The organism is Hydrogenophaga sp. IBVHS2 (assembly GCF_002127215.1).
GTDB lineage: Bacteria > Pseudomonadota > Gammaproteobacteria > Burkholderiales > Burkholderiaceae_C > Hydrogenophaga.
Map to the genome: position 1 here is coordinate 574,948 of NZ_NFUT01000001.1, position 13,390 is coordinate 588,337.

General features: G+C 70.6%; 12 protein-coding genes. All 12 read right to left on the reverse strand.

Annotated features, from left to right (window positions below; genetic code table 11):
• Window positions 1–21: 21 nt before the first annotated feature.
• Window positions 22–1,230 carry an ABC transporter substrate-binding protein gene (locus CAP38_RS02860; protein WP_086119743.1) on the reverse strand — a complete coding sequence of 403 codons (1,209 nt, stop codon included), beginning with the start codon at window positions 1,228–1,230 and terminating at the stop codon, window positions 22–24.
• Between the two features lie 77 nt (window positions 1,231–1,307).
• Window positions 1,308–1,754 (reverse strand): GatB/YqeY domain-containing protein, encoded by a 447-nt coding sequence (locus tag CAP38_RS02865; protein ID WP_086119351.1) that lies wholly within the window; start codon window positions 1,752–1,754, stop codon window positions 1,308–1,310.
• 105 nt (window positions 1,755–1,859) lie between these two features.
• On the reverse strand, window positions 1,860–2,072 hold the full coding sequence (gene rpsU / locus CAP38_RS02870) for a 30S ribosomal protein S21 (RefSeq protein WP_056273869.1): 213 nt from the start codon (window positions 2,070–2,072) through the stop codon (window positions 1,860–1,862).
• Between the two features lie 174 nt (window positions 2,073–2,246).
• Window positions 2,247–3,449 carry an NAD(P)/FAD-dependent oxidoreductase gene (locus CAP38_RS02875; protein WP_086119352.1) on the reverse strand — a complete coding sequence of 401 codons (1,203 nt, stop codon included), beginning with the start codon at window positions 3,447–3,449 and terminating at the stop codon, window positions 2,247–2,249.
• A gap of 43 nt (window positions 3,450–3,492) precedes the next feature.
• On the reverse strand, window positions 3,493–4,209 hold the full coding sequence (locus CAP38_RS02880) for a type IV pili methyl-accepting chemotaxis transducer N-terminal domain-containing protein (RefSeq protein ID WP_086119353.1): 717 nt from the start codon (window positions 4,207–4,209) through the stop codon (window positions 3,493–3,495).
• Between the two features lie 47 nt (window positions 4,210–4,256).
• Window positions 4,257–5,081 (reverse strand): uroporphyrinogen-III C-methyltransferase, encoded by an 825-nt coding sequence (cobA, locus tag CAP38_RS02885; protein ID WP_373271395.1) that lies wholly within the window; start codon window positions 5,079–5,081, stop codon window positions 4,257–4,259.
• A complete protein-coding gene (gene ybiB / locus CAP38_RS02890) occupies window positions 5,062–5,991 on the reverse strand; it encodes a DNA-binding protein YbiB (protein WP_086119355.1) in 930 nt (309 codons plus the stop codon). The genes cobA and ybiB overlap by 20 nt, the downstream gene beginning before the upstream one ends.
• Before the next feature lie 15 nt (window positions 5,992–6,006).
• Window positions 6,007–8,862 (reverse strand): nitrate reductase, encoded by a 2,856-nt coding sequence (locus CAP38_RS02895; RefSeq protein ID WP_086119356.1) that lies wholly within the window; start codon window positions 8,860–8,862, stop codon window positions 6,007–6,009.
• On the reverse strand, window positions 8,859–9,266 hold the full coding sequence (nirD, locus tag CAP38_RS02900) for a nitrite reductase small subunit NirD (protein WP_086119357.1): 408 nt from the start codon (window positions 9,264–9,266) through the stop codon (window positions 8,859–8,861). Before nirD ends, CAP38_RS02895 begins: the two co-directional genes overlap by 4 nt.
• Entirely contained in the window at window positions 9,263–11,746 is a 2,484-nt protein-coding gene (nirB, locus tag CAP38_RS02905; RefSeq protein ID WP_086119358.1) for a nitrite reductase large subunit NirB, read from the reverse strand. The genes nirD and nirB overlap by 4 nt, the downstream gene beginning before the upstream one ends.
• Before the next feature lie 10 nt (window positions 11,747–11,756).
• A complete protein-coding gene (locus CAP38_RS02910) occupies window positions 11,757–12,581 on the reverse strand; it encodes an ABC transporter ATP-binding protein (RefSeq protein WP_086119359.1) in 825 nt (274 codons plus the stop codon).
• Window positions 12,578–13,390: a nitrate ABC transporter permease gene (gene ntrB / locus CAP38_RS02915; protein WP_086119360.1), complete on the reverse strand. Its 813-nt coding sequence runs from the start codon at window positions 13,388–13,390 to the stop codon at window positions 12,578–12,580. Before ntrB ends, CAP38_RS02910 begins: the two co-directional genes overlap by 4 nt.

Below are 13,390 nucleotides of genomic sequence, written 5' to 3' on the forward strand. Positions count from 1 at the left end.
GGCGGGCCGGCCGCGCGGGACTCAGCGCTTGCGCTGCACGAACAGGTTGCGCCGGGCGTCTTCCGGGTAGGCGAAGGTGACCTTGCCCTTGCGCACCTGCCCCATGATCAGCATGTTGCTGGTCACGGCCTCCTTGTCGTCCGGCGTGAACGGCCGGTCGTAGGTGGCCACCACGCCGTAGTAGGTGCGGGGCAGGTTTTCCAGCGCCTGCTTGATGGCCGGGCCGTCGAGCTTGCCGCGCACCGCAAAGATGGCGTACGTCAGCAGGTACATGGCGTCATACGACTGGGCCGCTGCCATGGGCACCGGTGGCGGTCCCTGGTGCTTGCGCGCGTAGGTGGCAAGAAAGGCCGCACGGCGCTCGTTGCTGGGTTCTGCGATGAAGCTCTGCGCCATGAGCGCGCCTTCGGCGGCCGAGCCGCTGCCGGCAATGAAGAACGGGAACGACAGCGTCCAGCCACCCACCTGCGGAACGTCCCAGCCGATGGCCTGGCGGCCCAGCGCAATGGTGGCGTTCTCGGGGCCCACGGTGTAGCTGAAGACAACGTTGGCGCCGGCCTGCCTGGCCTTCTGCAGCCCGGCCGACAGGTCCTTCACCCCGAGGTCGAAACGCTCCACATGCACCGGCTTGAGCTGGTGGGTGGCCATGGCGGCCTCCACGTCGCGCAGGCCGGATTCGCCGTAGGCGGTCTTGTCGGCAAAGATGGCCACCCGGGTCCAGCCGCGGCGGATCAGGTCGTTCACCACGAACGGGGCCTGGATCGCGTCGCTGGGCGCATTGCGGAAGACGTAGCTCTCGGGCGCCGGGTACTGGCGGGTCACCGGTGCGCCCGCCGAGCACGGCACCAGCAGCGGCACCCGGGCCTGCTGGAACAGATCGATCGATTTGAGGGCCACGCCGGTGTTGCAGAAGCCGATGGCGGCCAGCACGCCGGACTCCACCATGGCCTGCGAGGCGGCGCGACCGACGTCGGGCTGGCCCTTGTCGTCGTGCACCACCAGCTCGATCGGCCGGCCCAGGTAACCACCGGCGGCGTTGATCTCGTCCGCCGCCATCTGCGCGCCGTGGAGCACCGGCTTGCCGAAGTCGGACGACGGGCCGGTGAGCGGCGCGATCAGTCCGATGCGGATGGGTGCGGGCGACGGCGGGGTCTGTGCGGCAGCAGGCCAGGCCACCAGGGTGGTCAGGGCGGCCAGGACGGCGGCACCTGTCTGTCGGAAACGGTTCATGGGGACCTCCTGGATCATGGGCTGGCCAAAATACGCCCCCGCTCGAACCTCTACCCTGGGGGGATTCGGCCTGAGGGTCAGCCGGCCAGCGCGGCCTTCACGGCGGCGGAGACGGCCCCCATGTCGGCCTTGCCGGCCAGCCGGGTCTTGACCACGCCCATCACACGGCCCATGTCGCCGGGGCCGGCCGCACCCAGTTCGGCCACGATGGCGCGCACCTCGGTGGCAACCTCGTCGGCCGACAGGCGCTGGGGCAGGTAGGTCTGCAGGACGGCCATCTCGGCCGCCTCCTGGGCCGCCAGGTCGGCGCGGCCGCCCTGCTCGAAGGCGGCGATCGAGTCCTTGCGCTGCTTGACCAGCTTGTCGACCACGGCGACCACGGCGGCATCGTCGAGCTCGATGCGCTCGTCCACCTCGCGCTGCTTGATGGCGGCCTGCAGCAGGCGCAGCGTGTCGCGGCGCTGGTGGTCCTTGGCCAGCATGGCGGCCTTGATGTCCTGGGCGAGTTGGTCCTTGATGGGCATGGTGTGTCCTGGTGGATGTGGAGGCGGGGGCTCAGACGTCAAAAAAGCCCGCCTGAGCGTCCTCGGGCGGGCTTTTGTCCGGGACCGGGGTCCGGGAGGAAGCGATCAGTACAGCTTTTTGGGCAGCTGCATGGAGCGCACGCGCTTGTAGTGGCGCTTGACGGCAGCAGCCTTCTTGCGCTTGCGCTCGGCGGTGGGCTTTTCGTAGAACTCGCGGGCGCGCAGGTCGGTCAGCAGGCCGAGCTTTTCGATGGTGCGCTTGAAGCGACGCAGAGCAACGTCGAACGGCTCGTTGTCTTTAACACGGATGGTGGTCATTGGGCTGTGATTTCCAGAATGTGCTGCAAGAGGATGGTCGGGAAGATCGGGCCCGGCCTTCATTCCAGCGATGTGTCCCGTCATTAACTAGTATTGGCCGACGGGAATTTGCCAGCAAAGCCTGCGATTATAGCCATTCGCCGGGCGTTGACCACACCCGTGCTGCCACCGTGCTCAGAGCGCCTGGCCGCAGGCATGGGCGCTGGCCCAGGCCCACTGGAAGTTGTAGCCGCCCAGCCAGCCGGTCACGTCCACCACTTCCCCGATGAAGAACAGCCCCTTCTGGCGCGATTCCAGGGTCTGCGAGGACAGGTCGCGGGTGTCCACCCCGCCCAGGGTCACCTCGGCCTTGCGGTAGCCCTCGGTGCCGGTGGGCCGCACTTCCCAGCGGGACAGACCCTGCGCAAGCCGGGCCAGGGCCTTGTCGGGGGTGTCGGCCACCGGGCGCTGCCAGTCCGGGTCGGTGGCGGTCCAGGTGTCGGCGAGCCGGGAGGGCACCCAGCTGGCCAGCTCGTTGCCCAGCCGCTTGCGCGACCGCAGCTTGGCCTGCCGCAGCTCGGCTTCGAGGTCGGTGCCGGGCGCCAGATCCAGCCGCACCGGCTGGCCCGGTTCCCAGTAGCTGGAGATCTGCAGCACCGCCGGGCCCGATAGGCCCCGATGGGTGAACAGCAGGTCTTCCCGGAAGCGGGTGCGCTGCTTCTTCTCGCCGGTCTCGATGTCCACCGGCAGCGCCAGGCCGGCGAGTTCGGCAAAGGGCGCCCAGGTATCGCCGTCGAAGGTCAGCGGCACCAGGCCGGGCCGGGTGTCGACCAGCCGAAGGCCGAACTGCGCGGCCAGCCGGTGGCCGAAATCGCTGGCACCGATCTGCGGAATGGACAGACCGCCGGTGGCCACCACGACCGAGGGCGCGGTCACCGTGCCGTGGGCGGTGTCGACCTCATACATGCCGTTGCCGTCCTGGCGGACAGCGTGCACCGCACACGGCTGCCAGCGGGTCACGCCGCCGGCGTCGCATTCGCGCAGCAGCAGCTGGATCAGATCGTCCGCAGAGCGGTCGCAGAACAGCTGGCCTTTGTGCTTCTCATGGAAGGGCACGCCGTGTCGCTGCACCAGGGCGATGAAGTCGGCCGGCGTGTAGCGCGACAGCGCCGAGCGGCAGAAGTGCGGGTTGCGGCTGACGAAGTGGCGGTGCGGCGCCTGGGGATCCAGGTCGCGGTTGGTGAAGTTGGCCCGGCCGCCGCCCGAGATGCGGATCTTCTCGGCCACCTTGGGGCTGTGGTCGATGAGCAGCACCCGGCGGCCGCGCTGGCCGGCCACCCCGGCACAGAAAAGGCCGGCAGCGCCGGCCCCGATGATGATGGCGTCGAATTCCTGCATGGCGCGCAGTGTAGGCGCGCCACGCCGGGCCGCCCTGCCTGTGTCAGGCCGGGCGCCGGCTGCGTTCGGCCAGCACGGCGGCGTCTCGGGTGAGGCGGTCGATCTCGCTGGTGATGTCGGTCAGCACATTGGCCACCACCGCGAACTCCCGGCCGTGCGCGCCGGCCCGCGCCGCCACCACCTGGGCGTTGAAGCTCACCACCCGGGCCTCGCGGGCGATGCCCTGGATGTCGGTGACGATGCCGCTGAGCTGCCGCATGATGGCTTCGGACTGGGCCCGCCCCACCTCGTCGAAGGCGGTGGTGGCGGTGTTGAGTGCATCGAGCACCGGATCGGTGAGCTGCACCAGTTCGGCCAGCGAGCGCCCGGCCAGCCGGCCGTTGCCCTCGCCGATGCGGTCCAGCGTGGTGCGCACCCGGTCGATGAAGGCATGAATCGTCGGGCCCACGCCCTGCGCACCCTGGTAGGTGGCGGCGATGCGGCGCGCGGCGGCCGGCTCCATGCGGCGGGGCGTGGCCTCCAGATGGACCTGGCTCTCGGTGAAGATCTGCAGGCTGCGCCGGGCCGCCTGCAGACGCTCGGCATCGCCCTGCGCAGCCAGCATGGTCTGCAGGATCATGCGCTGCGACAGCATGCGCTGGCGCGCCGCCAGGTTGACCAGGGACAGGCCCGCCGCGTGGGCGGGTGCGCTGGAGGCCGGTGGGGCGGCAGACGGTGTGTCGGGTGCCGGGGGGGTGGCGGGCAGGTCGGACAGGTTCATGTCCGCACTGCTAGCAAGGGGCGGGCCATGCCGGCCCGGGTCGGCCCTCAGCCGGTGTGGCGGACCGCCGCCGGCGGCGCTTCGGTGGCCTGCAGCGACAGCAGGCCCTGCAGCACGTCGCCCACCACGATGACGGCCGGGCTGCCCAGGCCTTCACGCTGCAGGCAGTTGCACAGATCGCCCAGCGTGGTGATGGCCTGGCGCTGTTCGGGCAGGGTGGCGTTCTGGATGATGGCCAGCGGCGTGGACGCCGGCAGGCCGGTGAGCAGGTCGGCCTGGATCTGTGCGGCACCGCTCACGCCCATGTAGATCACCAGCGTGAGCCGCGCCTGGCGGGCGGTGGCGGCCAAGGTCTGCCAGTCGGTGCCGTGGTCACCGGGTTTGGCATGGCCGGTGACGAACACCACGCCGTGGGCATGGTCGCGGTGCGTGAGCGGCACGCCCAGCGAGGTCATGCCCCCCAGGCCGGCGGTGATGCCGTTGACCACCTGCACCTCGATGCCGTGTTCCTGCAGGTGCTCCACCTCTTCGCCGCCGCGCCCGAAGATGAACGGATCGCCCCCCTTGAGGCGCACCACCACCTCGCCTTCGCGTGCGGCCATGACCATGAGCTTGCCGATGAAGGCCTGCGGCGTGCTCTTGCAGCCGCCGCGTTTACCCACATGCACGATGCGCGCCGTCGGGCTGGCATGGGCCAGCACGCCGTCGCCCACCAGGTCGTCCACCAGCAGCACGGTGGCCGAGGCGATGGCCCGCACCGCCTTGAGCGTGAGCAGTTCGGGGTCGCCAGGGCCTGCGCCCACCAGGGTGACGGTGCCGGGACGGAAATCGGTGGGCGGGTTCATGCCGGGTTCACGGGGTAGCGGGTTCATGGGCCTGCAGGTGCAAGATGTGTTCCACCTGCAGGGCAATCGGTTCGGGCACCGCCAGGCGGTCGTCGAGCACCGACGCAATCCATTCGGCGGTGGCCTCGGCGCCGATGTCGCCCGGCAGATCGGGCAGGCGGGCCAGCGGACCGTCCTGGGCCGGCTGCACTTCGGTGCGCACGCCGTGCACGAAGGCCTCCATGCGGGGCGTGCGTCGGGCGTCGGCCACCGGCTCGCCTTCGGTGCCGCGCAGCAGCAGGGCGCGGGTGCCGGTCAGGGCAAAGGTCTCGGCCATGCTGATGGCGTATTCCGGGTGGGTGTAGCTGCCCACCACCACCGCGGAACCCAGGCAGGGGTTCATGAGCTTGACCAGGCTGTGGCCCGGGTTGCGCAGCCCGACCACACGGCGCACATCCAGCAGCCGCTGCAGGCCGGGCAGCAGCAGGCCGGTGGGCAGGAAGGCCACTTCGCCGGGCGCCACCGGCCCCACGGTCGGGCGGGCCGGGTGGCCCAGTGCCGCCAGCACCGCCTCGCTGGTGACGCGACGGTCTTCGGTGGCGGTGCCGTGCACGACCACCGCCGCTCCCCGGCGCGCCAGCAGCAGGGCCAGCAGCGGCGTGAGCACCGGCAGCTTGCGCGCACCGTTGTAGCTCGGCAGCACCACGGTGGGGTGACCGCCGTCGGGCACACGTTGCAGGCGCGCGTGGGTGGCATCGAGGAAGCCGGCCATTTCGGTCGGGGTCTCGCCCTTGATGCGCATGGCCAGGCAGAAGGCACCCAGTTCCAGGTCGGACACGCGTCCGTCCAGCACCCGGCCCATCAGGTCGGTGGCCTGCTCGCGCGACAGCGCCCGGGCGCCGTCCTTGCCGCGCCCGATTTCCTTGATGTAGGCGGCAATGCCGCTCGAATCTGCCATGGCCCGGATTGTGGGTCAGGCCAGATGACTTGCCGTAATAAGGCCACTTGGGGCGGCCATTCCGGTGGCGGTCCGGATGCGCTGGCGGATCTCGGGCACGCAGGAGCCGCAGCCGGTGCCGCAGCGCAGGCCGGCCTGCAGGGCCTGCAGCCGGGCGTCTTCGCTCAGGTCGGGCGCCTGTTGCGTCAGTGCGGCGTCGATGGCGGCCGCATCCACCGCATGGCAGCCGCAGACCTGGGGGCTGCGCGCTCGCGCCGGCTGGGGCGCCTGGGCGCCCGGCACCAGCAGCGCCCGCGCATCGGCCTGCACCACCTCGCGCTGGATCAGCAGGGGCAGCAGCCAGGCCTCGGCCCGGGTGTCGCCGGCCAGCAGGAAGCCTTGCACCCGGCGGCTGTGGTCGGTGGAGGTCAGCACCCGCCGCCACTGGCCGCGCGCCGCATCGCTGTAGGCCAGGGTGGCGGGCGTATCCAGCCCCAGCAGGGCGGTGATGCGCGCCAGCAGGGCGGGGTCGGGCGCCGCTGCATCGGCGGCCCGCAGCAGCAGGCCGGTGCCGTCATGGCCGAACGGCACGCAGCTGGCAAAGGCCAGTTCCGGCAGCAGGCGGCGCAAGGCTTCACGGGTGGACAGGGCGGTGTCGGCCGGCAGCCAGGCCGCCGCCAGCAGCGACCAGCCGAGTCCGGCCGGTTCGATGCGCACCGCCGCGTGCTTGAGTTCGGGCTGCTTGGAGCGCGGGCAGTGGGCCGAGGTGGTGAGGGCATTGACCCCCGCCAGCGGACGTCCGTCCCGGTCGCGGCCACTGAGGTATTCGCTGCCCCAGTGCATGGCCATGAAGGCCTGGCCGGGTGCCACGCCGTCGTCGGCCTGCACCGGCACCACGATGCGACCGCGCTTGCTGGTGACCTGCACCAGATCGCCGGCCTGCAGACCCAGCGGCGGCAGGTCGTCCGGGTGCAGGTCGATGCGGGGCTCGGGCACATGGCCGAACAGCCGGCCCAGGGTGCCGGTGCGGGTCATGCCATGCCAGTGGTCGCGCAGCCGGCCGGTGGTCAGCGAGAACGGGAATTCGGACACCCGCTCCTCGGCCAGCGGCTGCCAGGGCAGGGCTGCAAAGCGTGCACGGCCATCGGCCGTGGGGTAGATGCCGTCCTCATACAGCCGCGCCCGGCCGGTGGTCTGGCCTTCGGGCAGGGGCCACTGCTGCGGCGCCTGTTCCAGCGCCGCATAGCTCAGACCGGTGATGTCCAGGTCGCGCCCCCGGGTGCTCTCGCGGTGTTCGTTCCAGACCGCCTCGGGCCGGTCGTAGGGGAACAGGGTGGGCTGGCCGGGCCGCAGGCGGGCTTCGAGCCGGTGCGCCAGATCGACGCCGATGCGCCAGTCGTGCCGGGCCTGACCCGGTGCCGGCACGGCCGGGCGCACCCGGGTGATGCGGCGCTCGCTGTTGGTCACGGTGCCGTCCTTCTCGCCCCAGGTGGTGGCCGGCAGCAGCAGGTCGGCGAAGTCGGCGGTGGCGGCGGTGGCAAAGGCCTCCTGCACCACCACGAATTCGGCCCGCTCCAGCGCGCGGCGCACGGTGGTCTGGTCGGGCATGGACTGGGCCGGATTGGTGCACGCGATCCACAGCGCCTTGACCTGGCCGTCGGCGGCGGCCTGGAACATCTCGACCGCGGTCAGGCCGGGTTTCGAGGGCACGTCGGGCACGCCCCACAGCGCGGCCACCTCGGCCCGGTGCTGCGGGTGGGCCAGGTCGCGGTGGGCCGACAGCAGGTTGGCCAGGCCGCCCACCTCGCGCCCGCCCATGGCATTGGGCTGGCCGGTCAGGCTGAACGGGCCGGCGCCAGCGCGGCCGATCTGGCCGGTGGCCAGGTGCAGATTGATCAGGCTGGCGTTCTTGGCGGTGCCGCTCTGGCTCTGGTTGAGGCCCTGGCAGTACAGGCTGAGCGTGGCGGCGCGCGCCTCGCCGTTGCGGGCCGGTGTGTCGGCGCCGCCCCAGGCGAACCAGCGGGCGGCGGTCAGCAGATCGGCCGCCGTCACGCCGCAGACCTCGGCCACCCGCGCCGGGGTGCAGCCACCCACCAGCTCCTGCAGGGCCTCGAACCCGCTGGTGTGGGCCTGGATGTAGGCCTCATCCACCCAGCCCTGCACCAGCAGGGTGTGCAGCAGGCCGTGGAACAGCATCACGTCGGTGCCGGGGCGGATGGCCAGGTGCAGGTCGGCCTGGGTGGCGGTGTCGGTGCGGCGGGGGTCGACCACCACCATCTTCATGTCCGGGCGCTGGCCGCGCGCGTCCTCGATGCGGCGGAACAGCACCGGGTGGGCATAGGCGGCATTGCTGCCGGCCACGAACAGGCAGCCGGCGTGCTGCACATCGTCGTAGCAGGCCGGGGGCGCATCGGCGCCCAGCGTGAGCTTGTAGCCGGCCACCGCGCTGCTCATGCACAGGCGGGAGTTGGTGTCGATGTGGTTGCTGCCCAGCAGGCCTTTGACCAGTTTGTTGAAGACGTAGTAGTCCTCGGTCAGCAGCTGGCCGCTCACATAAAACCCCACCGCGTCGGCGCCGTGCTGCTGCACGATGCCGCCGATGCGCTCGGCGGCGAGATCGAGCGCGGTGTCCCAGCCGAGGGGCAGTGCCGGGCCGCCGCGCTGTGCCCGGTGCAGGGGCTGCAGCAGCCGGGTCTGGCGCTGGACCACCGGGTCGGCGGTGAGGTGCAGCGTCTGGCCCTTGGAGCACAGCCGGCCGAAGTTGGCCGGGTGGTCCGGGTCGCCGCTCACACCGGTGATGCGATCCCCCTCGCTGTGGATGATCACCCCGCAGCCCACGCCGCAGTAGGGGCAGGTGGAGCGGGTGGATCGGGCCGGACCAGACGAGGTCATGGGTTGCAGGTGCTGCGCCGGGCCGGGCCGGCCAGGGGACGGGTTTCGGTCAGGGCCCGGGTGGCCAGCTCGTCGGCGTCCAGGTGCACCACGCCGTCCTGCAGCGACACCGCAAACGGGATGGTGCAGCCTTCGTCGGGCTCCTGGGCGCAGCCGCTGTCCAGACCGATGGTCCAGTTGTGCAGCGGGCAGGCCACCCGGTGACCGAACACGATGCCCTGGCTCAGCGGACCGCCCTTGTGCGGGCAGCGGTCGAGCAGGGCGAACACACTATCGTCGGTGGTGCGGAAGACGGCCACGTCCAGGCCCTGGGCGCGCTGCACGCAGCGGGAGCCGGCGACCGGGATGTCGTCGATGCGGGCCACCGGGATCCAGCGGCGCGGGGTATCGGCGGACGGGCTCATGCGGCGCTCCCTTCCGTGCTGACCGGCTGGATGGGAATGAACTGGCGCGTGTCCACGGCGGCCTTCTCGTGCTCGAACCAAGGGTCGGGCTCGCCCTCGAGGGCGGCCTGCAGCTCGGCCCACAGCGCCTTGCGGCCGGCGTGGTCGTCCAGGATGCGGCGCTTCACATGGTCCATGCCGACGCGGTTGACGTAATGCACCGTGCGCTCCAGGTACCAGCCCTCCAGCCGGTAGAGCTGCATGAAGGCGCCGGTGTATTCCAGCACCTCCTCGGCGGTCTGCAGCTTGGTGAAGAACTGCGCCACCTCGGTCTTGATGCCACCGTTGCCGGCGATCACCATCTCCCAGCCGCTGTCCACGCCGATGATGCCCACGTCCTTGATGCCGGCCTCGGCGCAGTTGCGCGGGCAGCCACTCACGGCGAACTTCACCTTGTGCGGTGCGTACATGCGCCACATGGCGCGCTCCAGGTCCTTGCCCATCTGGGTGCTGTCCTGGGTGCCCATGCGGCACCACTCGCTGCCCACGCAGGTCTTGACCGTGCGCAGCGCCTTGGCATAGGCATGGCCGCTGGGCATGCCTATGTCGCGCCAGACCGCCTGCAGGTCTTCCTTCTTCACGCCCAGCAGGTCGATGCGCTGGCCGCCGGTGACCTTGACGGTGGGGATCTGGTACTTGTCCACCACGTCGGCGATGCGGCGCAGCTCGGCGGCGGTGGTCTCGCCGCCCCACATGCGCGGAATCACGCTGTAGGTGCCGTCCTTCTGGATGTTGGCGTGCATGCGCTCGTTGATGAAGCGGCTCTGCGGGTCGTCGCGGGCCTCCTTGGGCCAGGTGCTGATGAGGTAGTAGTTGATGGCCGGGCGGCAGGTGGCGCAGCCGTCGGGCGTGCGCCAGCCCAGGGCCGAGAACACATCGGCCTTGTTCGTGAGGTGCTGCTCGCGGATGGCATCGCGCACCGCCTGGTGGCCGTGGGTGGTGCAGCCGCACACCGGTTTGAGGCGCGGCGTGGCCGAGTAGTCGCCACCGGCGGTGGCCATCAGGATCTGCTCCACCAGCCCGGTGCACGAGCCGCAGCTGGCGCTGGCCTTGGTGTGCTTGCGCACGTCCTCCAGCGTGAACAGGCCCTTGTCCTTGATGGCCTTGCAGATGCGGCCCTTGGTCACGCCGTTGCAGCCGCAGACTTCGTCGCTGTCGGCCATGGCAGCGGCCTTGTTGTGGCCCTGGTGGCCCACGTCGCCGATGTTGGATTCGCCGAACATCAGCTTGTCGCGGATGTCGGCCACGCTGCGCCCCTCGCGCAGCAGCTTGAAGTACCAGCTGCCGTCCACCGTGTCGCCGTACAGGCAGGCGCCCACCAGCTTCTCGCCGCGCAGCACCAGCTTCTTGTAGACGCCACCGGCCGGGTCGCTCATGACGATGGTCTCGGTGCCGTCGCCGCCCATGAAGTCGCCGGCCGAGAACAGGTCGATGCCGGTCACCTTGAGCTTGGTCGAGGTGAGCGAGCCGCTGTAGCGGCCGATGCCGAATTCGCCCAGGTGGGTGGCCAGCACCTTGGCCTGATCGAACAGCGGCGCCACCAGACCGTAGGCCACGCCCCGGTGGGCCGCGCATTCGCCCACGGCGTAGATGCGCGGGTCGGTGGTGGTCTGCAGCGTGTCGCTCACCACGATGCCGCGTTCCACGTGCAGGCCGGCCTGCTGGGCCAGCGCGGTGTTGGGCCGGATGCCCACCGCCATGACCACCAGTTCGGCCGGCACCTCGGTGCCGTCCTTGAAGCGCACGGTGCCCACGCGGCCGGTGCCGTCGTCCAGCAGGGCTTCTGTCTGCGCGCCGATCAGGAACTTCATGCCGCGCGCCTCCAGCGAACGCTGCAGCAGACCCCCGGCCACCTCGTCGAGCTGGCGCTCCATCAGCCAGGGCGCCACATGCACCACGGTCACGTCCATGCCGCGCTTCATCAGGCCGTTGGCGGCTTCCAGGCCCAGCAGGCCGCCGCCGATGACCACCGCATGCCGGTGGCGGGTGGCGGCGTCGATCATGGCCTGGGTGTCGGCGATGTCGCGGTAGGCCAGCACACCCTGCAGCTCGCGCCCCGGCACCGGCAGCATGAAGGGGTTGGAGCCGGTCGCCAGGATGAGGCGGTCGTAGCCGGCCTCCAGCGTGCTCCCGTCGGCGGCGGTGGCCCGCACCACCCGCTTGACGCGGTCGATGGCGGTGACCGTGCTGCCCGCGTGCAGGGTGATGCCATTGTCGCGGTACCAGGCCCAGTCGTTGAGCACGATCTGCTCCAGCGTCTGTTCGCCGGCCAGCACCGGCGAGAGCAGGATGCGGTTGTAGTTGGGGTGGGGTTCGGCCCCGAAGACGGTGATGTCGTAGAGGTCGGGCGCGATCTTGAGCAGCTCTTCGAGCGCCCGCACGCCGGCCATGCCGTTGCCCACCATCACCAGCTTCATCTTCTGTTTCACGCGCATGTCCATGCGGTTCTCCTCAGTCGGTTTTTTCCACGTGGCCCTGGCGGGTGTAGAGAAAGTCGATCACGGCCTTGCGGCAGCGCTGGTAGCGCGTGTCGTCGGCCAGGGCCAGCCGGTGGCGCGGTCGCTCGATGTCCACCGTCAGCACCTCGCCGATGGTGGCGGCCGGGCCGTTGGTGAGCATGACGATGCGGTCGCTCAGCAGCACGGCCTCGTCCACGTCGTGGGTCACCATGACCACCGTGCTGCGGGTGCGGGCCACGATCTCCAGCAGCTCGTCCTGCAGCCGGGCGCGGGTGAGGGCGTCGAGTGCGCCGAAGGGTTCGTCCATCAGCAGCACCTGCGGCTCCATCGACAGCGCCCGGGCAATGCCCACCCGCTGCTTCATGCCGCCGGAGATTTCGCCGGGGCGCTTGGCCGCCGCGTGCGACAGGCCCACCAGCGCCAGCGCCGCAGCGGTGCGCTCGCGCAGCCGGGCCTTGTTCTCGGTGGCGCCGAACACCCGTTCCACCGCCAGGTACACGTTGTCGGCGCAGGTCAGCCAGGGCAGCAGCGAATGGTTCTGGAACACCACCGCGCGCTCCGGGCCGGGGCCCTTGATTTCGCGGTCGGCGCACAGCAGCACGCCGGCGGTGGGCCGGGTCAGGCCGGCGATCAGGTTGAGCAGCGTCGACTTGCCGCAGCCCGAGTGGCCGATCAGGGTCACGAACTCGCCCTGGGCCACGGTGAGGTGGATGTCGCGCAGCGCCGGGAAGTCGCCCTTGCGGGTGCGGAAGGTCTGCTCGACCGACTGGATGTCGATGAAGCGTTCCGGGTGGGCGGTGAAGGCGGCGGTGCTCATGCCTTGACCTCCTCGTAGGTGAACAGGGACGCCAGCCGGATGAGGGCAAGCTCCAGCAGCAGCCCCACCACGCCGATCACACCGATGGCGATGATGATGGACGCCACGTTCAGGTTGTTCCACTCGTCCCAGACCCAGAAGCCGATGCCCACGCCGCCGGTCAGCATCTCGGCGGCCACGATCACCAGCCAGGCCGTGCCCACCGCCAGCCGCACGCCGGTCAGCAGGTAGGGCAGCACGGCCGGGAACAGGATGCGGGTGAAGATCTTCCACTCGCTCAGGTTGAGCACCCGGGCCACGTTCATGTAGTCCTGCGGCACCCGCTGCACGCCCACGGCGGTGTTGATGACCATCGGCCAGATGGAGCAGATGAAGATGGTCCAGATGGCCGCCGGGTTGGCGCCCTTGAACACCAGCAGGCCGATCGGCAGCCAGGCCAGCGGCGACACCGGCCGCAGCAGGCTGATGATGGGGTTGAACATGCGGCTGAGGAACTCGAAGCGGCCGATGGCAAAGCCCGCCGGGATGCCCACCAGCGCGGCCAGGCCGAAGCCCAGGGCCACCCGTTCCAGCGACATCAGCACGTTCCAGCCCACGCCCTGGTCGTTGGGGCCGGCCTGGTAGAACGGGTCGGAGAACACCTCCACGGCCTGGGTCCAGGTCTGGCCCGGGGTGGGAATGCCGCTGTCGCCGGTGCTGGCGATCAGCGACCACACCAGCACCAGAAAACCCAGCCCGAGCACCGGCGGCACCACGCGGCGCCAGAAGCCGGCCATGAGCAGCGATGAACGTGAGGCGGCCGCGCTCAT

Excerpts from the sequence above, each read along its gene's own strand:
- cobA (WP_373271395.1), bottom strand. The coding sequence starts at position 5,081 with ATGAACCCGCTACCCCGTGAACCCGGCATGAACCCGCCCACCGATTTC.
- CAP38_RS02880 (WP_086119353.1), bottom strand. The coding sequence starts at position 4,209 with ATGAACCTGTCCGACCTGCCCGCCACCCCCCCGGCACCCGACACACCG.
- CAP38_RS02875 (WP_086119352.1), bottom strand. The coding sequence starts at position 3,449 with ATGCAGGAATTCGACGCCATCATCATCGGGGCCGGCGCTGCCGGCCTT.
- ntrB (WP_086119360.1), bottom strand. The coding sequence starts at position 13,390 with ATGAGCGCGGCCGCCTCACGTTCATCGCTGCTCATGGCCGGCTTCTGG.
- CAP38_RS02865 (WP_086119351.1), bottom strand. The coding sequence starts at position 1,754 with ATGCCCATCAAGGACCAACTCGCCCAGGACATCAAGGCCGCCATGCTG.
- CAP38_RS02910 (WP_086119359.1), bottom strand. The coding sequence starts at position 12,581 with ATGAGCACCGCCGCCTTCACCGCCCACCCGGAACGCTTCATCGACATC.
- rpsU (WP_056273869.1), bottom strand. The coding sequence starts at position 2,072 with ATGACCACCATCCGTGTTAAAGACAACGAGCCGTTCGACGTTGCTCTG.
- nirD (WP_086119357.1), bottom strand. The coding sequence starts at position 9,266 with ATGAGCCCGTCCGCCGATACCCCGCGCCGCTGGATCCCGGTGGCCCGC.
- nirB (WP_086119358.1), bottom strand. The coding sequence starts at position 11,746 with ATGGACATGCGCGTGAAACAGAAGATGAAGCTGGTGATGGTGGGCAAC.
- ybiB (WP_086119355.1), bottom strand. The coding sequence starts at position 5,991 with ATGGCAGATTCGAGCGGCATTGCCGCCTACATCAAGGAAATCGGGCGC.
- CAP38_RS02860 (WP_086119743.1), bottom strand. The coding sequence starts at position 1,230 with ATGAACCGTTTCCGACAGACAGGTGCCGCCGTCCTGGCCGCCCTGACC.
- CAP38_RS02895 (WP_086119356.1), bottom strand. The coding sequence starts at position 8,862 with ATGACCTCGTCTGGTCCGGCCCGATCCACCCGCTCCACCTGCCCCTAC.